The organism is Allobosea sp. GW823-FHT02B03 (assembly GCF_058797755.1).
Map to the genome: position 1 here is coordinate 574,944 of NZ_JBXAJY010000005.1, position 20,417 is coordinate 595,360.

The following is a 20,417-nucleotide window of genomic DNA, read 5'->3' on the forward strand; positions in this document are numbered from 1 at the left end:
AGATGCCTGCGATCGGGCGTCCTCTTCGCCGACGGGGCTTCCGCCGCGCTGCAGCTGTGACTAGGTTGCCGGGCTGGATCGCCGGTCCGTCACCGGCGTGGGGACCCCTCGATGACCATGCCACGCATGCAGCCGAAGGACGGCGTCGCCTGGATCACCGGTGCGAGCTCCGGTATCGGCGCGGCGGTGGCGCTCGAACTGGCGCGGCGGGGCTGGACCGTCGCGATCACGGCGCGGCGGCTCGAACTGCTCGAGGAGGTCGCACTGCAGGGCGCCGGCCTTTCGGGGCGCATCGTCGCCCATGCCGGCGACGTTACCGACCCCGAGGCGATGCGCGCCGTGGTCGAGGGGATCGAGAGCGTTCACGGGCCGATCGCGCTGGCGTTCCTGAATGCCGGAACGGCCCAGGGAAACCGGCCCGACGGCCTGGATGCGACGACCTTCGAGCGCATCTTCGCCGTCAATCTGTTCGGCGTCGTGCGCGGGCTTGCGGCGCTGATGGAGAACATGAGCGACCGCAGCAAGGGCCAGATCGCCGTGAACGCCTCTCTCGTCGGTTATGCGGGCATGCCCGGAAGCGGCGCCTATGGCGCGTCCAAGGCGGCCGCGATCCATCTCTGCGAGAGTTTGCGCTTCGAATGCGACCGCCTCGGCATCCGCCTGCAGCTGGTCAATCCCGGCTTCGTCGACACGCCGATGACCAAGCGCAACACCTTCGCAATGCCGCTGCTGATGACGGATCAGGCGGCAGCGGCGCGCATCGCCGATGGCTTCGCCCGTGGCGGCTTCGAGATCGTCTTCCCGCGCCGCCTCGCCTGGACCCTGAAGCTCATCAGGCTGTTGCCCTATCCGCTCTATTTCTGGGCGGCGCGGGCGCTGGCAGGCGGCGCGAACCGCGACGGCTGAAGCGGCCGCCGCACCTCGCGCCGGAAGCTCAGCGTTCGACGATGGTGGTGAAGCCGCCGAAGATCATCCGCTTGCCGTCGAAGGGCATGTTCTCCATGTCCGGCTTCAGGCGGGGATCGGCCATCACCTTGGCCATGACCTCGTCGCGCTTGGCGCGCGATTCGTAGGTCGCCCAGGAGAAGACGACGATCTCGTCGTCCTTGGCCTGCACGGCTCGCGGAAACGAGGTGAGCTCGCCATAAGGCACGTCCTCGGCGACGCATTCGACATAGCTCAGCGCGCCATGCTCCATCCAGACGTCGCCGGCCAGGCTGGCGAGCTTGCGGTACTCCTCGATCTTGGTCTTGGGAACGGCGAGCACGAAGCCGTCGACATAATAGGACATTTGCCTCTCCTGTTTCGAATTCAGGACCATAGGACGATCGGTCTTAGGTTGATCCGACAACACGGCGCGGACAGTTTCGTTCAGGAGCCTGCGGAGCGCCCAAGTTCCCGCAGGCCCGGAGGTCATGTGTCAGGCGGATTCCGATCCGGTCTCGGCCCGGAGCTCTGCCAGCGCGGCCAGCGCACGCCTGCGGCCGAAGTCGAGATCGACGATCGGGCGGGGGTAGTCCTCGCCGAGACTGATTCCAGCCTCCCGCAGAACGGCTTGCGGAGCAGTCCAGGGCTTGTGGATGAACTTGGCGTCGAGCTTCGTCAGCTCCGGCACGAAGCGCCTGACATAGGCGCCGTCGGGGTCGAACTTCTCGCCCTGGGTCACCGGGTTGAAGATACGGAAATAGGGCGCGGCATCGGCCCCCGACCCCGCCACCCACTGCCAGCTCGCGGCGTTGTTGGCCGGGTCGGCATCGACCAGCGTGTCCCAGAACCAGGCTTCGCCCGCGCGCCAGTCGGTCAGCAGATGCTTGATCAGGAAGGAGGCGGTCACCATGCGCACCCGGTTATGCATCCAGCCCGTTTCCCAGAGCTCGCGCATGCCGGCGTCGACGATCGGGTAGCCGGTCAGCCCTCTCTGCCAGGCAGCGAGACCGGCGGCATCTTGTTCCCAGCCGAAGCCGTCGAAGCGCCGGTTGAAGTTGCGGGTCGCCAGCTCCGGGTTGTGGAAGAGCAGGTGATAGGAGAATTCGCGCCAGCCGAGCTCCGACAGGAACTTCTCGGCGTCGGCGGGGCTGCCTTTCGTCTCGCCCGTCTCGAGCGCCATCTGCACCGCATGCCAGATCTGACGCGGGCCGATCTCGCCGAAGCGCAGATGCGGCGAGAGCCGTGAGGTCCCCGGCCGGTCAGGCCTGTCCCGCTCGGTGCGATAGCCCGCGAGACCGTCGTCGAGGAAATCGGCGAGGCGGGCCTGGGCGCCGTCCTCTCCGGGCGTCCAGCTTGCATGCAGGCCCCCGGCCCAGTCGGGTTTGCGCGGTTCGAGACCGAGCTCCTCGACCGACAGCGTCATGCTGCGCAGGGTTGCCGGCAGCTTCGCCCGGCGAATGCCCTCTGGCGCCGGCAGGGGCGGGCCCGGCGTACCGCGCTCGCGCGCCGCACGCCAATAGGGCGTGAAGACCTGCATCGGCTCGCCGGCCTTGCTCTTCACCTGCCAGGGCTCGTTGAGCAGGGCTGCGTTGAAACTCTCCACGACGACCCCGCTGGCGACGAGCTCCGCCTTCAAGGCCTTGTCGAGTGCGATCGCGCTGGCCTCGTAGCGCCGGTTCCAGGCAACGAAGCCGATGCCGGCATCACGCACTAGCTGGGGCAGGATCTCGGCCGGATCGCCGCGCATCACGAGCAGTTCGCCGCCGCGCGCGGCAATCGCCGTCGAGAGCGCCATAAGCGAGCGCGACAGCCACCAGCGCGCAGCGCCGCCAAGCGCGCGCCGCTCCGGCGATGTGTCGAAGATGTAGAGGCAGAGGCTCGGGCCGTGCGCGAGAGCCGCGGTCAGGGCCGGATTGTCGGAGAGGCGCAGATCCTCGCGGAACCAGACCAGGGCAGGGCTTTGTGTCACCGTCCCACCGCTCCCTTCCGCCGATGCCGTCACCCGGGATGAGGGCGCTGGTCGCTTTGCCGTAACGTCATTGCGTGCTGCTGCCTGCCGGGGCCGTGATACACTTGCCCCGGCTGCGGGTCGAGGACGGGGTCCAGCTCAGGGGAGGCGGTCTCATGGCGACACCGGAAGTGGAGGCGCTGACGCGCCGCGTGGCCGCGCTCGAAGCCCAGCTCGCGGCCCTTCTTCAGGCGATCAATGTCGGTCGCGGCGGTTCGGTGGCGATTACCGCGCCGAATGGGCTCAGCATCACCGTAGGCGGCAACTGCACGATCAGCGCCGGGGCCGAACTGGCGCTTAACGCCGGCAGCAATTTCAGGACCAGCGTCGGCAGCGCCTACACGCTGCAATCTGGCGCGGGCATCAGGCTGGCTGCCAGCACGGGCATCGGCATCTTCGCCGCAACGGCACTCAACCTCAACGCCAACCGGCAGATCAGCTTGGCGACGCGCGCCTTCGAGGTCGCGGCCTCGGTCAGCATCGATATCGACAGCAGCAAGGACTTTGCTATCGCGAGCGGCCGGGCCCTCAGCATCGAGGCCGCCGACGGGATGCTCCTCGATTCAGGCGCGGCCTCGTTCCACCTGAAGAAGGACGGCACGGTCGATCTCAAGGGCAAGGACGTCAATATCCGGGCAGGCGGCAGGATCAACGCCGTCGCGAGCTCCGACGTGACGATCAAGGGCTCCAAGATCCTGCAGAACTAAGATCATGCGGAACTGAGAGCCGGCGCTCGGCTTCGCCCTCCGGAAACGAAAAACCCCGCCCGGGCCGGGCGGCCGGGGCGGGGTTCGTTTGCGTGCGCCTCAGTGCCCCTGGGGCGCCGCGGCTTCCGTCTCCGGCTTTTTCTTCTTCTGCGGAACGAGCGAGGCGAGCCAGCGCACGACCACATAGAACACCGGCGTGAACAGCAGGCCGAACAGGGTGACGCCGATCATTCCGGAGAACACCGCGATGCCGAGCACCTGCCGCATCTCCGCGCCGGCGCCGACCGAGATGGTCAGGGGCAGCACGCCGAGGATGAAGGCGAGCGAGGTCATCAGGATCGGCCGCAGACGGGTCCGTGCTGCGGCGATGGCGGCATCGCGCCGGCTCATGCCTTCGTCCTCGGCCTGCTTGGCGAACTCGACGATCAGGATCGCGTTCTTCGCCGCGAGGCCGACGAGCACGACGAGGCCGATATCCACCAGCACGTTGCGGTCGAAATCCTTGTAGCCGACGCCGATCATTGCCGCGAGGATACACATCGGCACGATCAGGATGACTGCCAGCGGCAAGGTCCAGCTTTCGTACAGCGCCGCCAGCAGCAGGAAGACAAAGACGACGGCGAGACCGAAGGCGATGATGGCGGTGTTGCCGGCGAGCTTCTCCTGCAACGCGATCTCGGTCCATTCGAAGCCGAAGCCGGCCGGCAGGACCTGGCTCGCGATCTTCTCCACCGCCGCGATGCCCTGGCCGGTCGAGTAGCCGCGCGCCATCGACAGCTGCACTTCGGCTGCCGGATAGAGGTTGTAGCGCGGCACGCGATAGGCGCCGGTCGTGTCAGAGAAGGTCGCGACCGAGCCGATCGGCACCATCTCGCCATCGGTGTTGCGCGTCTTCAGATTGGCGACGTCGCGGACGTCAAGCCGGTGCGGATTATCGGCCTGGGCCGTGACGCGGAAGGTCCGGCCGAGCAGGTTGAAGTCGTTCACATAGGCCGAGCCCATATAGATCGACAGCGTCTCGAAGATGCGGGTGACGGGCACCCCGAGCATCTCCGCCTTGGTCCGGTCGATATCCGCGTAGATCTGCGGCGTCCTCGTCGAGAACAGCGTGAAGGGCTGCTGGATGCCGGGGGTCTGGCCCGCGGTTCCCGCCACGGCCCAGGTGGCTGCTTCCAGCGCCGTGAGGCCACGGCCGCCGCGATCCTGGACATAGCCCTTGAGGCCGCCGCCACTACCGATGCCCGGAACCGCCGGAGGTTCGATGATCAGGGCAAAAGCCTCGCCGATCTGGAACAGCTGGGTCCTGAGGTCGTTCAGGATGCCTTGGGTCGTCAGGCCGGCATTGGCGCGTTCGCGGAAGTCGCTGAGCGTGACGAAGGCGACGCCGGCATTGGGGGCGAGCGTGAAGGTGGCCCCGTCGAGACCGGCGAAGGCGACGGCATGGGCGACGCCGGGCCGCGACAGCAGAATGTCGGTCGCCTTGCGGATGACCGCGTCGGTGCGCGGCAAGGACGAGCCCGGCGGCAGCTGGAAGACGGCGATGAAGTAGCCGCGGTCGAGCTGCGGGACCAGTCCGGTCGGGACTGCGGCGAGCCGTTGGCCGGCGACCGCGATGAGGGCGGCATAGACCAGCAGCATGATCACGCCGAAGCGGATCAGGCGCGAGGTCACCGCGCCATAGGCGCGCGAGAGCCAGTCGAACGCCATGTTGAAGTACTTGAAGAACCAGCGCAGCGGCGCGGTGAGCGTCGCCAGGACGCCCCTCGGCTCCTCATGGCTATGCGGCTTCAGCAGGATCGCAGCCAGCGCCGGCGACAGCGTCAGCGAGACGAAGCAGGAGATTGCCGTCGAGGCCGCGATGGTCACCGCGAACTGCTGGTAGAAGGTGCCCTGCAGGCCGGTGATGAAGGCCGTCGGGATGAACACCGCGCAGAGCACGAGCGCGATCGCGAACAGGGCGCCGCCGACCTCGTCCATGGTCTTGTGGGCGGCGTCCACCGCGCTCATGCCTTGCGCCAGATAGCGCTCGACGTTCTCGACGACGACGATCGCGTCGTCGACGACGATGCCGATCGCCAGCACCAGCGCCAGCAGCGAGATCGTGTTGAAGGAGATGCCGACCGCGCTCATCACCAGGAAGGTGCCGACCAGCGAGACCGGGATCGCGATGATCGGGATGATCGCCGCGCGCCAGGTCTGCAGGAACAGGATCACGACGATCACGACGAGCACGACCGCCTCGAGCAGCGTCGTCACCACGGCGGAGACCGATTCCCTGATGAACTCCGTCGGGTTGTAGACGATGGTGTGCTCGACACCGGCCGGGAAGTTCTTCGACAGCTCCTGCATCGTCTTGATGAGAGCGTCGGAGGCCGCGAGCGCATTGGTGCCCGGGCGCTGGAACACGCCGATCGCGACCGCTTCCTTGTTGTCGAGATAGGAGTTCGAGAGATAGTCCTGCGCGCCGAGCTCGACGCGCGCGACGTCGCGCACGCGGATCGTGCCGCCATCCGCGTCTGAGCGGACGACGATGTTGTAGAACTCGTCAACGGTGGTGAGTCGACCGAGCGTGTTGACCGAGAGCTGGAAGGCGCCGTCCGAAGTGGCCGGCGGCTGGTTGATCGCGCCCGCCGCGACCTGGATGTTGGCGGCGCGGATGGAGGCGACGACATCGCCGGCGGTCAGATTGCGCGAGGCGACCTTGGCCGGGTCGAGCCAGACGCGCATCGAATAGTCGCGCGCGCCGAAGACCTGGACGTCGCCGACGCCCTCGACGCGGGTCAGCACGTCCTTGACGTTCAGAGTCGTGTAGTTCGAGACGTATTGCTGGTCGCGCGAGCCGTCCGGCGACAGCATGTGGATGACCATCAGGAAGTCCGGCGAGGCCTTGCGGACCTGCAGGCCGAGCGTGCGCACCTCCTGCGGCAGGCGCGGCTCGGCCGCCGAGACGCGGTTCTGCACCAGCACCTGGGCCTGGTCGACATCGGTGCCGCCTTTGAAGACGACGTTGATCGTCACGCGCCCGTCGCCGGTCGATTGCGACGAGATGTAGAGCATGTCGTCGACGCCGTTGACCTCCTGCTCGATCGGCGCCGCGACCGTGGCGGCGACGACCTCGGCCGAGGCGCCCGGATAGGTCGCGGTGATCGTCACGGTCGGCGGCGCGATCTCGGGATATTCCGCGATCGGCAGCGTGCGCAGGGTGATGGCGCCGGCGATCGTCAGCAGCACCGAGAGCACGGTGGCGAAGATGGGCCGGTCGATGAAGAAATGGGCGAAGCGGAACATTGTCGGGTCCTGGCCGGAAGGGCAGGGCGGACGGGCGGGCCGTCAGCGCTGGTCGCGGGGCGCGCCTACTTGGCGGCCGCCGCCTTGATCTCGGATGGCTGCGGGGTCACCGTCACGCCGGGCCGGACCATGGGGTTGGCGAGGCCGTTGACGATCACCTTGTCGCTGGCGGTCAGGCCCTTGGTGATCACGCGCAGCCCGTCCGTGATCTGGCCGAGGGTGACGGGCTTGGGCACGACCTTGTTGTCGGCGCCGACCGTCAGCACGATCTTGTTGGCCTGGTCCGAGACGATCACCGAATCCGGCACCAGCAGGCCATCGACCTCGCCGGCATCGAGACGCAGCCGCCCGAAGGCGCCCGGCGTCAGGAAACGGTCGGGATTGGCGAAGACAGCGCGGCCGCGGATCGTGCCCGAGCGCGCATTCAGGGTGTTGTCGACGAAGTCGATCTTGCCGATGCGCGTCCACGTGGTCTCGTCGGAGAGACGCACGCGCGCCTCGGGAGTAACGCCGCGCAGGCTCGCGAGGCGGGCGTAGCGCAGGTAGTCCGACTCCGAGACGTCGAAAACGAACTTGATCGGGTCGAGCGCGACGATGGTCGTCAGCAGGGTTGCGCCTGACTGGCCACCCGCGATCAGGTTGCCTGGGTCGACACGGCGGTTCGAAAGCCGCCCGGCGAGCGGTGCGCGCACCTGCGTCCATTCGAGGTTGAGCTCGGCCGTCTTCAGATTGGCCTCGGCCGCCTGATGCGAGGCGATCGCGCCGTTGAGGTTAGCGCGGCGCTGGTCGATGTCGCGGGCGGTGATCGTCCGGTTCTGCGTCAGCGCCTCGGCGCGTTCGACCTCGTTCTGGTTGAGGTCGACCTGGGCCTTGGTGCGGGCGACCTCGGCGCGCGCGGCGTCGACCGCGAGCGTGTAGGGGCGCTGGTCGATGGTGAAGAGCAGGTCGCCCGCCTTCACCATGTCACCGTCCCTGAAATGGACCTTGTCGACGAAGCCCGAGACGCGGGCTCGCACCTCGACCTGCTCGTCGGCTTCGAAGCGGCCGGTGAACTCGTCCCAGTTGGTGACGCGTTTGGCGAGCGGCGTCGCGACGGTGACCGGGGGCGCCGGCGGCGCGCCCTGGGCCATGGCTTCGAGCGAAAAGGCCGGAAGCAGGGCCGCCAATGCGAGGAGCGCCCGGCTGGAGCGACGGCGGATCATATGAAACTCCGAAAATGCGTGTCCGGCGCAACCTTGCGCGGTTTCCGGCCAATCCGGCTAAAAGGCCTCGCCGCTGACGATTGTCAAGTTCCATCACTCGACAGTGCAGCGGTCTTGTGCGTTGCGGAAGGGATTGTGGCCCTACCGCAACGTGACGGCAACAGATGCTTGCTGGCGGCTGCCCAACGCTCTACCTGAGGTGGTCGTCAATTTCTGGCAGGGCCGGCACGCCCGCCGTTTCCGGAATATCGCCATGAACGCCCATTCACGTCCCGCCGATCCGAAGAAGCTCATCAAGGGCGCAACCGGTGACTGGGAGGTCGTGATCGGCCTGGAGATCCACGCCCAGGTCACGTCCAACGCCAAGCTCTTCTCCGGCGCCTCGACCGAATTCGGCGGCGAGCCGAACGCCCATGTCAGCCTCGTCGACGCCGCCATGCCCGGCATGCTGCCGGTGATCAACGAGGAATGCGTGCGTCAGGCGGTGCGTACCGGCCTCGGGCTCAACGCGGCGATCAACCATCGCTCGGTGTTCGACCGGAAGAACTACTTCTATCCCGACCTGCCGCAGGGCTACCAGATCAGCCAGTACAAGCACCCGATCGTCGGCGAGGGCGAGATCGCGGTCGACCTGTCGCCGACCGAGCAGATCAGCGTCGGCATCGAGCGCCTGCATCTCGAGCAGGACGCCGGCAAGTCGATGCACGACCAGCACCCGACCATGAGCTTCGTCGATCTCAACCGCTCGGGCGTCGCGCTGATGGAGATCGTCTCCAAGCCGGATCTGCGCTCTGCCGACGAGGCCAAGGCCTATGTCTCGAAGCTGCGCACCATCCTGCGTTACATCGGCTCCTGCGACGGCGACATGGAGAAGGGCAATCTGCGCGCCGACGTGAACGTTTCCGTCCGCAAGCCGGGCGAGCCTTTCGGCACGCGCTGCGAGATCAAGAACGTCAACTCGATCCGCTTCATCGGCCAGGCAGTCGAGGTCGAGGCCCGCCGCCAGATCGGCATCCTCGAGGATGGCGGCAAGATCGACCAGGAGACCCGTCTCTACGATCCCGGCAAGGGCGAGACGCGTTCGATGCGCTCGAAGGAAGAGGCGCACGACTATCGCTACTTCCCCGATCCCGACCTGCTGCCGCTCGAATTCGACGACGCCTTCGTCGACGATCTGAAGCAGCACCTGCCGGAGCTGCCGGACGCCAAGAAGGCCCGCTTCATCGCCGAATACGGGCTCTCGCCCTACGACGCCTCGGTGCTCGTCGCCGAGCGCGACCAGGCCGACTATTTCGAGGCGGTGGCGAAGGGCCGCGACGGCAAGGCCGCCGCCAACTGGGTGATCAACGAGCTGTTCGGCCGCCTCAATAAGGAAGGCAAGGACGTCTCCACCTCGCCGATCTCCGCCGCGCAGCTCGGTGGGCTCGTCGACCTGATCGGCGAGGGGGTGATCTCCGGCAAGATCGCCAAGGACCTGTTCGAGATCGTCTGGACCGAGGGGGGTGACCCCCGCGAGATCGTCGAGGCCCGCGGCATGAAGCAGGTCACCGACACCGGCGCGATCGAGAAGGCGGTCGACGAGATCATCGCCGCCAACCCGGACAAGGTCGAGCAGGTCAAGCTGAAGCCGACCATGCTTGGCTGGTTCGTCGGCCAGGCGATGAAGGCCTCGGGCGGCAAGGCCAACCCGCAGGCTCTGAACGAGATCCTGAAAGCCAAATTGGGAATCTAAAGCCTGAGACACGCCGTCATCCCGGACAAGCGGCACAGCCGCGAAGATCCGGGATCCATCGAGGGGCTGGATGCTCTACGATGGATCCCGGCGCTCCGCTTCGCTGCGGCCGGAATGACGTGGCTGGGGTGTCGCCGACCCTCGTTTCGCAGGCGCGTGCCGTGACCCAGACCGGTCTCATCATCCGCGATGCGCTCGCCGCCGATCTGCCGGCCGTGCGCTCGCTTTTGGTCGAGACCTGGCACGCGACCTATGACGGCATCTATGGCTGGCGCCGCGTCGCCGAGATCACCAACGCCTGGCATTCGCTCGATGCTCTTTCCGCCCAGCTCGGGCGCGAGAGCGGCGTCTTCCTGATTGCCATGCTCGGCCGGGAAGTCGTCGGTACGGCCTCCGCCCGCAGCGAGCCCGATCATGCGGCGCTGCTGACCCGGCTCTATGTCCTGCCGGCGAGGCAGGGCGAGGGGATCGGTCGGACTCTGCTCCAGGTTGCGCTCGCCTGCTTTCCCGACGCGCCGGTGGCAAGGCTCGAGGTCGAGAGCCAGAACGAGCTCGCCATCGCCTTCTACGAACGCATGGGCTTCTTCCTGCAGCGCCAGGCCCGTTTCGACGGCCGCGAGGACACGCCCAACACCCTGATCATGGCCAAGCGGCTGTTCGTGAGCTGACCGTGCCCGCGCCCGCCCTTCCTCCGGAGACAACGATGAACGACGTGTCCAATCGAGATGGAATCGCGATGCGCGAGGCGACCCGTGCCGATGCAGCGCGCATCGCCGCCCTGATCCTGATGGGCGCGGCCAAGCAGACGCGAACGGCGGCCGAGATCGAGGACGAGGCGGCTCATCCGGCCTATCTCACCGCATTCGACGAGGTCTCGGCGAGCCCGCATAACACGCTCTTCGTTGCCGAGCTCGACGGCGCTGTGGTCGGCACCTTGCAGGTGACCCTGATCCCGGGCCTGGTCAATCGCGGCCGCAAGCGCGCCAAGCTCGAGAGCGTCCATGTCGACCCGGCTCAACGCAGCCGCGGCATCGGCGCCGTCATGGTCGCCTTCGCGGTCGATTTCGCCCGGCGCAACGGGGCCGGCCTGGTCGAGCTGACCTCGAACAAGTCCCGCGAGGCGGCACACCGCTTCTATCGGCGGCTCGGCTTCGAACAGAGTCATGAGGGCTTCAAGCTGGAGCTCTGAGCCGGCGGCCTTGCCCTCTCACGGCATGGCGCGCCCGCCCTGGACGCGCGGCGAATCGGCTTACGCAGCCGCAGGCGGCTTCCTAGATTGATCGGCCAACCTCAACGCAGACGAGGAAGCATCGCATGTCGCAAGTGCAGGCCAAGCCGATCGACCTCTATTACTGGCCGACGCCGAACGGCTGGAAGATCACCATCATGCTCGAGGAACTCGGGCTGCCCTACAATGTCATCCCGGTGAACATCGGCAAGGGCGACCAGTTCAAGCCGGAATTCCTCGCCTTCTCGCCCAATAACCGCATGCCGGCGATCATCGATCCGGAGGGACCGGACGGCGAGCCGATCTCGGTCTTCGAGTCCGGCGCGATCCTGCAATATCTCGGCCGCAAGACCGGAAAGTTCTATCCGACCGACGAGCGCGCCCGCGTCGCGGTCGACGAATGGCTGTTCTGGCAGATGGGTGGCTTCGGCCCGATGCTCGGCCAGACCCATCATTTCCGCATCTACGCACCGGAGAAGGTGCCATATGCGGTCGACCGCTACACCAATGAGGCGAACCGGCTCTATGGCGTGCTGAACCGGCGCCTCGAAGGCCGGGACTATATCTGCGACGCCTATTCGATCGCCGACATGGCCTGCATCGGCTGGGCCCGCGGCTGGGAGCGCCAGGGCCAGGACATCGCTCAGTTCCCCAATGTGGCGCGCTGGATCGAGACGATGCTGGCGCGCCCGGCCGTCCAGCGTGGCCTCGCGGTGGCGCAGGAGCTGCGCAACCCGGCCGGCATCTCGACGCCGGAGGAGAAGGCGATCCTCTTCGGCCAGAAGGCACGCTGACGCCGCTTGAACCCACGGCCGTCATGCTCGCCCTCGTGGCGAGCATCCACGACTCGAACACTATGTTCGAGCAGCGAAGCGAAGACGTGGATGGTCGGGACAAGCCCGACCATGACGGTTGGCCGAGCTAAACGGGCTCTGCGTCAATTGCTCCGCGACCACTTCACCGAGCGGCAGATCAGGCCGCCCATCACGCAGCCAGCGGTGGTCAGCGTGTCGCCGGAGAGCGTCATCGTGCCCGAATAGGTCTTGCCGTCCTCGGGATTGAAGGCGCTGCCGCTCCATTTCCCTGCACCTGACGGCTTCATGTCGTAGAAGATGCGCTGGCCGAGCTTGGCCGGGCCGCTGCTGTCTTTGAGCCAGGAGATCGTGCCGCAGACGGCATCGCCGCATTTCGCAAGGCGCACTTTGGAGGCGCCGCTGTCGCGCAGCCAGGTGCCGGTGACCTCCTGGGCCAGGGTCGGGGTTGCGAGCATGGCGAGCGTGGCGGCGACCGCGTATGGGCGAAGCCTCATGACGTTCCTCCTCAGGCAGTGACCAGCGTTGATCGCATGGTTCAGATGTAAACTATATCCGAGCCCGGACTGGCTTCAAGAGGGCGGGCCGGCTGCTGCCTGGCCTCTGCCGAATGCTCGCGAAGGTGAATCCTCCGTCAATGCCTGCCGCAGCGTAACTTTGGCAGCGCTTTGAAAGTATTCGTCATTTCGGATTGCGAGGCTGAATCGAACGTTGATTTAACCCAGCGCTTACGAGTCGTTGAGCTTCGATTCATCTCGAATTTTAGCGGAGTCTTTTACCGCCGGGCTCGAACCTCCTCCTCACGAAGCGCGGTCCAGGAAGGGCCGGGCCACGATGAAAACAGGGTGGTTTGTCATGGCACGCATGGAGATGAGCGCGATCCCGGCTTCGCTGGCGATCCCGATGGAAGCCTCGGCGGAGGCCTATTACGAACTCGGCCTGATGCACGCCGCCGGCCGCACGGCCCCGGTCGATCTGGTCGCCGCGCAGAAATGGTTCAACGTCGCGCTCGCCAAGGGCTGCAGCCGCGCCGCGGCCCACCGTGCCGAACTGGCCCAGGAGATGAGCCGCGAGGAAATCGCCGAGGCGCTGCGCGAGGCGCGCAGGTTCTTGACGCGCCATTGAGGCGGGAAAGCCGTCGGTAGCCTTGTGGCACGGAAGGGGCGCCGCTATAAGCGCGCCGCATTCTCTCGATTTTGCCCCAAGGATTACAACGATGGCTGTCCAGCGTACCTTCTCCATTCTCAAGCCCGACGCGACGCGCCGCAACCTCACCGGCGCGGTCAACGCGGTCATCGAGAAGGCCGGCCTGCGCATCGTCGCGCAGAAGCGCATCCAGATGACCAAGGCCCAGGCCGAGACCTTCTACGCCGTCCACAGCGCGCGTCCCTTCTTCGGCGAGCTCGTCGAGTTCATGACCTCCGGCCCCGTCGTCGTGCAGGTCCTCGAAGGCGAGAACGCCATCGCCGCCTACCGTGAGGTGATGGGCGCCACCAACCCGGCCAACGCTGCCGAGGGCACCGTGCGCAAGCTCTTCGCCGAGTCCGTCGGCGAGAACACCGTCCATGGTTCGGATGCGCCGGAGACCGCCGCGATCGAGATCGCGCAGTTCTTCGCCGGCAACGAGATCGTCGGCTGAGCCGACTGCCTCTTTCAGGCATCGAGAACAAAGAAGGGCGGGTCCGCAAGGACCCGCCCTTTCTCTTTCGGCCACCGCCCTGGACGAGGCGGTGGAATGTCTGGCGAGCCTGCTACTTGAAGCCGAGGTCGAAGGCGTAGGTCGCGGAGACGCCGACCGTGATCGAATCGCGCGCGCCATAGGTCTTGACGATCGGCGCCTTGGCGGCGTCGCCCATCAGGTGCTTGTACTCGACATAGGCCGTGGTCTGGAGCTTGTCGCTCCAGGCATAGGTCGCCTGGGCGATCGCGCCGACCGAGTGCACGCCGGTGTTGAAGCGCTGCAGCAGGCCGCCATTGCCGGCCCAGCCGCCGCCGAAATAGGTGCGGACATAGTCGGCGCTCGCGACGGTCATGCGCGGCCCGGCGCCGATCGACCAGGCGCCGATGCGCTGGAAGGCCTCGACCTTGAACTCGGCGACGACGCCGTCATGCGCGACGATGCCGCGGCGCAGGTCGACGCGGCCGCGCAGCCACGAAGTCGGGTAGAACTCGGCGAACATGCCGGCCTCACCGCCGAACTTGGTGTCCGGCACGCCGGTGATGCGCAGCGCCGCGTTGGTGCTCGCCTTGCGCTCCCAGAGCAGGTTGCCGGAGAAGCCGACGCGCCAGGCCTTGCCGGAGAAGAAGCCGATGCTGATCGCGTCGTCCTCGGCCGACCACCAGGTGCTCCTGGTGCCGCGCCCGAGCGAGATGATGCCGCGCGGCCGGAAGATGTAGTCGTTGGAGCCGACATAATCGGGCTGGTAGCGCAGGCCTGCGCCCAGCGTCAGGTGCCAGTTCTGGACCGATTCAGGCGAGGTGTACTGGGTGTATTCCGGAGATTGTGCCTTTGCAGGAGCCGCAAGCACGGAAGCCAGGCCGACAAGGCCCGCAAGGAACGCAACGCAACGCATCATCACAACTCCGGCGCCGAGGCGCCCCAGACCAGACCAACGGCGACAATGTGATTCATTAGTCTTAACCCGAGGTTGATGCGCCGCGTCGGGGCGGGCGGAAAGCTGCTGCCTACCAGAAGAGGCCGATTCGGTACGAATCGGAACCATGCGCTGTATCGCCGCCGGTCTTGGCGGGAACGACTTCCGGAGAGCCTGGACCTGTTCTAGGAAGGATGCATGACAGAACTTCCTCGCGTCCAGCGCCTGCCTTCCGTCTGTCCGCATGATTGCCCATCGGCCTGTTCGCTGGAGGTCGAGGTCATCGACGGCCGCAGCATCGGGCGGGTCCGTGGCAGCAAGCGACAGACCTACACGGACGGCGTGATCTGCGCCAAAGTGGCGCGCTACGCCGAGCGCATCCATCATCCTGACCGCCTGCTGTATCCATTGCGCCGCGTCGGCCCGAAGGGCTCGGGCGCTTTCGAGCGCATCTCCTGGGACGAGGCGCTGGACGAGATCGCCGAGCGCTTCCTCGCGCTGGAGGAGCAGTTCGGCGGCGAGACGATCTGGCCCTATTACTATGCGGGCACGATGGGGCTGGTGATGCGCGACGGCATCAACCGCCTGCGCAATGCCAAGCGCTATTCCGGCCAGTTCTCGACGATCTGCACGACGTCCGCCTGGACCGGTTACATCGCCGGCACAGGACGGCTCGCCGGGGCGGATCCGCGCGAGATGGCGAAGTCGGACTGCGTCGTGATCTGGGGCACCAACCCGGTGCACACCCAGGTCAACGTCATGCACCACGCGGTCAAGGCCCGTAAGGAGCGCGGCGCCAAGATCGTGGCGATCGACATCTATCGCAACGCCACGATCGACCAGGCCGATCTCGGCCTCGTATTGCGGCCGGGCACCGACGGCGCGCTCGCCTGCGCCGTGATGCATGTGCTCTTCCGCGACAGCCTCGCGGACCGCGACTACCTTGCCCGTTTTGCCGACGGAACCGAGGAGCTGGAAGCGCATCTGGCGACGCGCACGCCCGAATGGGCCGCGGCGATCACCGGCCTTTCGATCGAAGAGATCGAGGCCTTCGCCGAGCTCGTCGGCACCCGCAAGCGCAGCTATTTCCGGCTCGGCTACGGCTTTGCGCGCCAGCGCAACGGCGCGGTCAACATGCATGCGGCGCTCTGCGTGCCGACCGTCACCGGCGCCTGGCAGCATGAGGGCGGCGGCGCCTTCCATTCGAACAGCGGCGTCTACAAATGGCGCAAGGGCCTGATCGAGGGGCTCGACAAGGCCGACCCGAAGGTTCGTCAGCTCGACCAGTCGCAGATCGGCCGCATCCTGACGGGTGATGCCGAGGCATTGCGGCAGGGCGGGCCGGTGAGGGCGCTGTTCATCCAGAACACCAATCCGGTTTCGGTCGCGCCCGAGCAGGAACTGGTCAAGCGCGGCTTTTCCCGCGACGACCTCTTCACCGTCGTGCACGAGCAGTTCTTGACCGAGACCGCCGCCATGGCGGACATCGTCCTGCCGGCGACGCAGTTCATGGAGCATGACGACCTCTATCAGGGCGGCGGGCACCAGCACATCATGTGGGGCGGCAAACTGATCGACCCGCCGGGCGAGTGCCGCTCGAACCATGAGGTGATCTGCGCTTTGGCCCAGCGCCTCGGCGCCGAGCATCGCGGCTTCTCGATGAACCCGCGCGAGATCGTCGACTGGACCTTGCAGCAGACCGGACGCGGCACGCTCGAGGAACTGATCGCCAGCGAATTCCACGACATCCAGCCGGATTTTGAGACGGCGCATTATCTCAAGGGCTTCGGCTGGCCGGGCGGCAGGTTCCGCTTCAAGCCGGACTGGAGCAAGGTCCCCAACAGCAATGCCGGCCTCACCGGCCCGCATGTCGCGATCCCGGCCATGCCCGACCATTGGAACGTCATCGAGACGGCTGATGCCGAGCACCCGTTCCGGCTCGCCACCAGTCCGGCCCGGAACTTCCTGAACTCGTCCTTCACCGAGACGCCGACGGCGCGCAAGAAGGAGGGCGGGCCGACGCTGATGCTGCATCCGGACGATGCGGCGAAGCTGGGAATCGCTCAGGGGGACGCGATCCTGGTCGGCAACCGTCGCGGCGAGGTGCATCTCGACGCGGTGCTGTTCGACGGGCTGGTGCGCGGCGTCGTCATCGCCGAGTCGATCTGGCCGAACGGCGCCCATCGCGGCGGACGCGGCATCAACACCCTAACCGGCGCGGACTCGATCGCGCCTTTCGGCGGTGCGGCCTTCCACGACAACAGGGTCTGGATTCGCAAGGTGTGACCTTTGCGTCATTGATTTTTCACCGATGCTGTGGACCATCCTCCGCTACGCAGGCGGGTCAATCGAGAGCGGATTCGGGGTTTCGCTCGGGCTGCGCCGCGAAGACGGAACGGTATCGACAATGATCACGCGGCGGGTTGGTGCGGCCTTCTGGGCCGTGGGTTTGTCCATGCTGGTTTCGCAGGGGGCGCTGGCCGCCGCCGGCACCAGCGCCTTGCCGCCGCCGGACCCGACCGCGAAGAACCTGACGCCCTACATGATCCAGCTGCGCGCCTTCGACGCCTGCCTGGTCACCCAGTCGCGGCTGATGAACACCACCCGCGAGGCGGTGCACTCGCCCTGCAGCTGCTACGCCAAGGGCACGGTCAACGCGATGACCAAGGACGAACTCCAGGCTTTCCGTGAGACCGGTTATTTCAACGATTCCGCCCGCGCCAAGGGCTATGACTTCATCGACCGCTGCAAGCTGCAGCGGCCTTGAGGCCATCTGGCGTCAGACCGGCGCGGCCTCCGCGTCGGCCTTGAAGTAGCGATCCCGCATCCGGCCCGCATACGCGACGAGGTTGGCGTGCTCGCTGAGCGCGCTCCGCAGCGGTGAGTCGAAGGTCTCGCACAGCCCCGAGATCATGAAGGCGCCGAACGTCGCGTCGCCGCCGCACGGGTCCGGACCGGTCAGGTAGGGCTTGCTGCCTAGCAGCTCGGACAACGAATCCAGCGCCTGCCGCGCCAGGGTCAGCCGTTCTTCGTCGCTGTGCCGGCCGATGCCGTGGCCGTGCAGGTTGCGGCGCACTTCGCGCTTGACCATGGCGATGATCAGCGGGCGCAGGGGCGCGGGCACGGCGTTGAAGAAATGGCGCGGGCCCTTGTCGAAATTGGCGGGATTGGCCCAGCGCTCCTGGACGATCTGCCAGTAGAGGTGATCTTCCAGCATCTTTTCGACGGCCCAGGCGAGGCCGCGCTGCTCGGCGCTCAGCCCCTTGTCGAAGTCGATGCCGTGCTTGCGCTCGAGATGCAGCCTGATGAAGCTGGTGTCCGGAACGATTTCACCGTCGTCGACCAGAACCGGGAACTTGCCTTTCGGCGCCTTGCGCAGATTGCCGCGGACCCGGCGATAGGGCAGTCCCGACATCTCCATCAGGATCATGGCCTTGACGCAGAAAGGGCTCGGGTCCGGCAGGCCGAAGCCGGGGCCGAAAACGTGCAGCTCCAACATGAATCCTCCTCGCGGCGGTACATTTGCACGCCGGCCGGCCACCATACTGCTGCCACGCTCCTGACAATGATTGTCAGGGCGTCTGCGGCAGAGTGACGCTAACCGATCTTTCCCGAAGCGGAAGCCCCGTCATGCAACGCGCTGAACGTTTGCTCGATCTGATTCAGGGGCTGCGCCGTCGCCGCCGCCCCGTCACCGCCGAGACGCTCGCCTCCGAGCTCGATGTCTCGGTGCGCACCGTCTATCGCGACATTGCCGCGCTGCTGCGCCAGGGCGTGCCGGTGCGCGGCGAGGCCGGCATCGGCTATGTCCTCGATGCCGGCTTCGACCTGCCGCCGCTGATGTTCTCGCCCGACGAGATCGAGGCCGTGCTGGTCGGCATGCGCTGGCTCTCCGAGCGCGCCGACCCGACGCTGGCGCGCGCCGCCGAGGATGTCGTCTCCAAGGTCGCGGCGGTTCTGCCGGCGCATCTGCGGCCGATCCTGCTCGACGGAGCGCTGTTCGCGCCGGCCTATTGCAAGGACATGGTGGTCGACCAGGTTGACGTCGCGGCGGTGCGTGCCGCGATCCGCAATGGCCGCAAGCTCGAGATCAGCTATCGCGACGAGGCCGGGAAATCGTCGAGCCGGGTGATCTGGCCGATCGGCCTGACCTTCTTCGAGCGCGTGCGCATGGTCATTGCCTGGTGCGAGCTCCGGCAGGCCTTCCGCCATTTCCGGACCGACCGCATCGCCGAGCTGACGGCGCGCGAAGAGCGCTATCCGGCGCGTCGCGCCGACCTCTTCCGCCGCTGGCAGAAGGAGGAGCAGGAGGTCGCGGCCCGGCGGGCGTTGGAGCAGCAGGCGGCGGTGGCGGCGAGCGTTCAGTAGGCGTGCGCTGTCCGTTCGGGGCGCGCTCAGCTAGCGCATTTGCTGGTCGAGTGCGCGCAGACTTTCCGCCGCTTGCAGCAGGCCGGCCTGCGCTGCCTTGTCGTACCAGATGCGCGCTTGCGGAAGGTCCTGCGGGCCGCCTTCGCCTTTTTCAAGCAGGACGCCGAGATTGTACATCGCGATCTTCTCGCCGCCTTGCGCGGCCTTCTCGAACCAGCGCCGTGCTTCCGGCATATCCTGCGGTCCGCCGAGACTACCCTCCAGCATGGCGCCGACATTGATCATCGCCCTGATCTCGCCGGCCTGAGCTGCCTGCTCGTACCAGCGCCTTGCCTGTGGCAGGTCCACAGAGCCGGCAACACCCATGCGCAGCATGTCGGCCAGGTTGTTCATGGCGTCCAAGTGACCGGCCTGGGCGCTTCGCTCGAACCAGAGCCGCGCCTGAGGCACGTCCTTGGGGCCGCCACGGCCCTGCGCCAGCATGATGGCAAGGTTGTTCATGGCGTCGGGAGCGTTGTCCGGGAAGCGCTCGGCGAGCCAGCGGCGTGCCGCTGGTAGATCACGAGGCATGAGCGGGTCTTTGACGACATCGAACCATAGCATCACGCTTCGCTCACCCTCCTGCGCGGCCTTCTCCAGCCATCGCCGGGCATCCGGCTCATTCCGCGGGCCACCCAGCCCGCTGTCGAGAACGCGGGCCAAATGATACATGGCGTCGTCATTGCCGGCCTTCGCCGCTTCCTCATACCAGTGCCGTGCGGCCGGCAAGTCCGCAGGGCCGCCGAGCCCGTTTTCCAGAATCTGGGCGAAATCGCGCATCGCCCAGACGTTGCCGGCTTCCGCGGCCTGCCCGTACCATCGCCGGGCCTCTGGCAGCTCCTGGGGGCCGCCTTGCGCGCGCTCCAGCATGATCGCGAAGAAGTACATTGCTTCGGGATTGCCGGCTTGTGCGGCCCTGTCGAACAGGCGCCGTGCCTCCGCGCGGTCCTCCACGCCATCGAAGCCCTGTCGCAGCGACTTGCCGGCTTTGATCATGGCCAGGACATGGCCTGCTTCGGCCGCCTGACGGTAGGCCGGGAGCGCCTCCTTGCCGCGCTGCGCGCGCTCATAGGCGCGGCCGAGCTGATAGCTCAGCCGGCGCACATGCGGCTGCTCCTCGATCGCGGCACGGCAGGGGGCGATGGCGTCGCTTTCGTTCGCGCCAAGAAAAAGCCGGCCGATCAGGTTCGTGGCATTCGGGACCGCAAGGACCCGTTCCGGATCCTCCGGATTCCCGGCGAGCACGTCGCAGCTGCGCACATTCGCGCTGTGCTCCGGGGACGAGGCACGGGGTGACCCTTGCGCCAGCACTGCGCCGACATAGTCGGAAAGCGGCCCCCACATCGCATAGCCCGTCAGGCCCAGCGATATTGCGAGTGATACCCAGCGGAAAATGGCCAAGCCCGCCTCCGATACAACGCTCGGTTGCGGTCATGCCTCGCCAAATGGCGGCTGTCGAGGTGAGTTTGCCGGGATAGTTAGCGGCGGAGCTTTGTCTGTGCTGTGGCCAAG

19 protein-coding genes are annotated in these 20,417 nt (G+C 66.7%); 11 read left to right on the forward strand and 8 right to left on the reverse strand.

The window, feature by feature from the left end:
* The first annotated feature begins 111 nt into the window (after positions 1-111).
* Positions 112-906: an SDR family NAD(P)-dependent oxidoreductase gene (locus tag AC1REK_RS19815; protein ID WP_492268736.1), complete on the forward strand. Its 795-nt coding sequence runs from the start codon at positions 112-114 to the stop codon at positions 904-906.
* A gap of 28 nt (positions 907-934) precedes the next feature.
* Here AC1REK_RS19815 and AC1REK_RS19820 read toward each other — a convergent pair whose 3' ends face one another.
* Both AC1REK_RS19820 and AC1REK_RS19825 read right to left on the reverse strand, forming a co-directional pair.
* Positions 935-1,291, reverse strand: a complete 357-nt coding sequence (locus AC1REK_RS19820) for a DUF1428 domain-containing protein (RefSeq protein ID WP_327524263.1) — start codon at positions 1,289-1,291, stop codon at positions 935-937.
* Between the two features lie 129 nt (positions 1,292-1,420).
* Positions 1,421-2,896, reverse strand: coding sequence for a cryptochrome/photolyase family protein (locus AC1REK_RS19825; RefSeq protein ID WP_492268735.1), 1,476 nt, complete (start codon positions 2,894-2,896; stop codon positions 1,421-1,423).
* A gap of 155 nt (positions 2,897-3,051) precedes the next feature.
* Between AC1REK_RS19825 and AC1REK_RS19830 the strand changes: the two genes are divergently transcribed.
* Positions 3,052-3,642, forward strand: a complete 591-nt coding sequence (locus AC1REK_RS19830) for a DUF2345 domain-containing protein (RefSeq protein WP_492268734.1) — start codon at positions 3,052-3,054, stop codon at positions 3,640-3,642.
* Between the two features lie 99 nt (positions 3,643-3,741).
* Here AC1REK_RS19830 and AC1REK_RS19835 read toward each other — a convergent pair whose 3' ends face one another.
* Both AC1REK_RS19835 and AC1REK_RS19840 read right to left on the reverse strand, forming a co-directional pair.
* Positions 3,742-6,930, reverse strand: a complete 3,189-nt coding sequence (locus tag AC1REK_RS19835; protein WP_492268733.1) for an efflux RND transporter permease subunit — start codon at positions 6,928-6,930, stop codon at positions 3,742-3,744.
* A gap of 65 nt (positions 6,931-6,995) precedes the next feature.
* Complete coding sequence (locus AC1REK_RS19840; protein WP_492268732.1) at positions 6,996-8,132, reverse strand: efflux RND transporter periplasmic adaptor subunit; 1,137 nt, start codon at positions 8,130-8,132, stop codon at positions 6,996-6,998.
* Between the two features lie 253 nt (positions 8,133-8,385).
* Here AC1REK_RS19840 and gatB point away from each other — a divergent pair, with 253 nt between their 5' ends.
* From gatB to AC1REK_RS19860, 4 genes are all read left to right on the forward strand, one after another.
* A complete protein-coding gene (gatB, locus tag AC1REK_RS19845; RefSeq protein ID WP_492268731.1) occupies positions 8,386-9,864 on the forward strand; it encodes an Asp-tRNA(Asn)/Glu-tRNA(Gln) amidotransferase subunit GatB in 1,479 nt (492 codons plus the stop codon).
* Between the two features lie 161 nt (positions 9,865-10,025).
* Entirely contained in the window at positions 10,026-10,532 is a 507-nt protein-coding gene (locus tag AC1REK_RS19850; protein WP_492268730.1) for a GNAT family N-acetyltransferase, read from the forward strand.
* Positions 10,533-10,567: 35 nt separating this feature from the next.
* Positions 10,568-11,053 (forward strand): GNAT family N-acetyltransferase, encoded by a 486-nt coding sequence (locus AC1REK_RS19855; protein WP_492268729.1) that lies wholly within the window; start codon positions 10,568-10,570, stop codon positions 11,051-11,053.
* 125 nt (positions 11,054-11,178) lie between these two features.
* Positions 11,179-11,886, forward strand: a complete 708-nt coding sequence (locus AC1REK_RS19860; RefSeq protein WP_492268728.1) for a glutathione S-transferase N-terminal domain-containing protein — start codon at positions 11,179-11,181, stop codon at positions 11,884-11,886.
* A 143-nt stretch (positions 11,887-12,029) separates the two neighbouring features.
* On the opposite strand, the gene AC1REK_RS19865 is transcribed toward AC1REK_RS19860, so the two are convergent.
* On the reverse strand, positions 12,030-12,401 hold the full coding sequence (locus AC1REK_RS19865; protein ID WP_327524272.1) for a DUF2147 domain-containing protein: 372 nt from the start codon (positions 12,399-12,401) through the stop codon (positions 12,030-12,032).
* Between the two features lie 358 nt (positions 12,402-12,759).
* On the opposite strand from AC1REK_RS19865, the gene AC1REK_RS19870 reads away from it, so the two are divergent.
* Entirely contained in the window at positions 12,760-13,029 is a 270-nt protein-coding gene (locus tag AC1REK_RS19870) for a sel1 repeat family protein (protein WP_248310013.1), read from the forward strand.
* 91 nt (positions 13,030-13,120) lie between these two features.
* A complete protein-coding gene (gene ndk / locus AC1REK_RS19875; RefSeq protein WP_066475354.1) occupies positions 13,121-13,543 on the forward strand; it encodes a nucleoside-diphosphate kinase in 423 nt (140 codons plus the stop codon).
* A 112-nt stretch (positions 13,544-13,655) separates the two neighbouring features.
* Here the strand turns inward: ndk and AC1REK_RS19880 are convergent, their stop codons facing one another.
* On the reverse strand, positions 13,656-14,480 hold the full coding sequence (locus AC1REK_RS19880) for a MipA/OmpV family protein (protein ID WP_492273816.1): 825 nt from the start codon (positions 14,478-14,480) through the stop codon (positions 13,656-13,658).
* Between the two features lie 216 nt (positions 14,481-14,696).
* Here AC1REK_RS19880 and AC1REK_RS19885 point away from each other — a divergent pair, with 216 nt between their 5' ends.
* A complete protein-coding gene (locus AC1REK_RS19885; protein ID WP_492268726.1) occupies positions 14,697-16,784 on the forward strand; it encodes a molybdopterin-containing oxidoreductase family protein in 2,088 nt (695 codons plus the stop codon).
* A gap of 169 nt (positions 16,785-16,953) precedes the next feature.
* The gene (locus AC1REK_RS19890; RefSeq protein WP_316018010.1) at positions 16,954-17,265 is read left to right on the forward strand and encodes a hypothetical protein; all 312 of its coding nucleotides are present in this window, start codon (positions 16,954-16,956) and stop codon (positions 17,263-17,265) included.
* A gap of 12 nt (positions 17,266-17,277) precedes the next feature.
* Here the strand turns inward: AC1REK_RS19890 and AC1REK_RS19895 are convergent, their stop codons facing one another.
* Positions 17,278-18,042 carry a glutathione S-transferase family protein gene (locus AC1REK_RS19895; protein WP_492268725.1) on the reverse strand — a complete coding sequence of 255 codons (765 nt, stop codon included), beginning with the start codon at positions 18,040-18,042 and terminating at the stop codon, positions 17,278-17,280.
* Positions 18,043-18,128: 86 nt separating this feature from the next.
* Here AC1REK_RS19895 and AC1REK_RS19900 point away from each other — a divergent pair, with 86 nt between their 5' ends.
* Positions 18,129-18,866, forward strand: a complete 738-nt coding sequence (locus AC1REK_RS19900) for a helix-turn-helix transcriptional regulator (RefSeq protein ID WP_316018008.1) — start codon at positions 18,129-18,131, stop codon at positions 18,864-18,866.
* 30 nt (positions 18,867-18,896) lie between these two features.
* Here the strand turns inward: AC1REK_RS19900 and AC1REK_RS19905 are convergent, their stop codons facing one another.
* Positions 18,897-20,306, reverse strand: a complete 1,410-nt coding sequence (locus tag AC1REK_RS19905; protein ID WP_492268724.1) for a tetratricopeptide repeat protein — start codon at positions 20,304-20,306, stop codon at positions 18,897-18,899.
* Between the last annotated feature and the right edge of the window lie 111 nt (positions 20,307-20,417).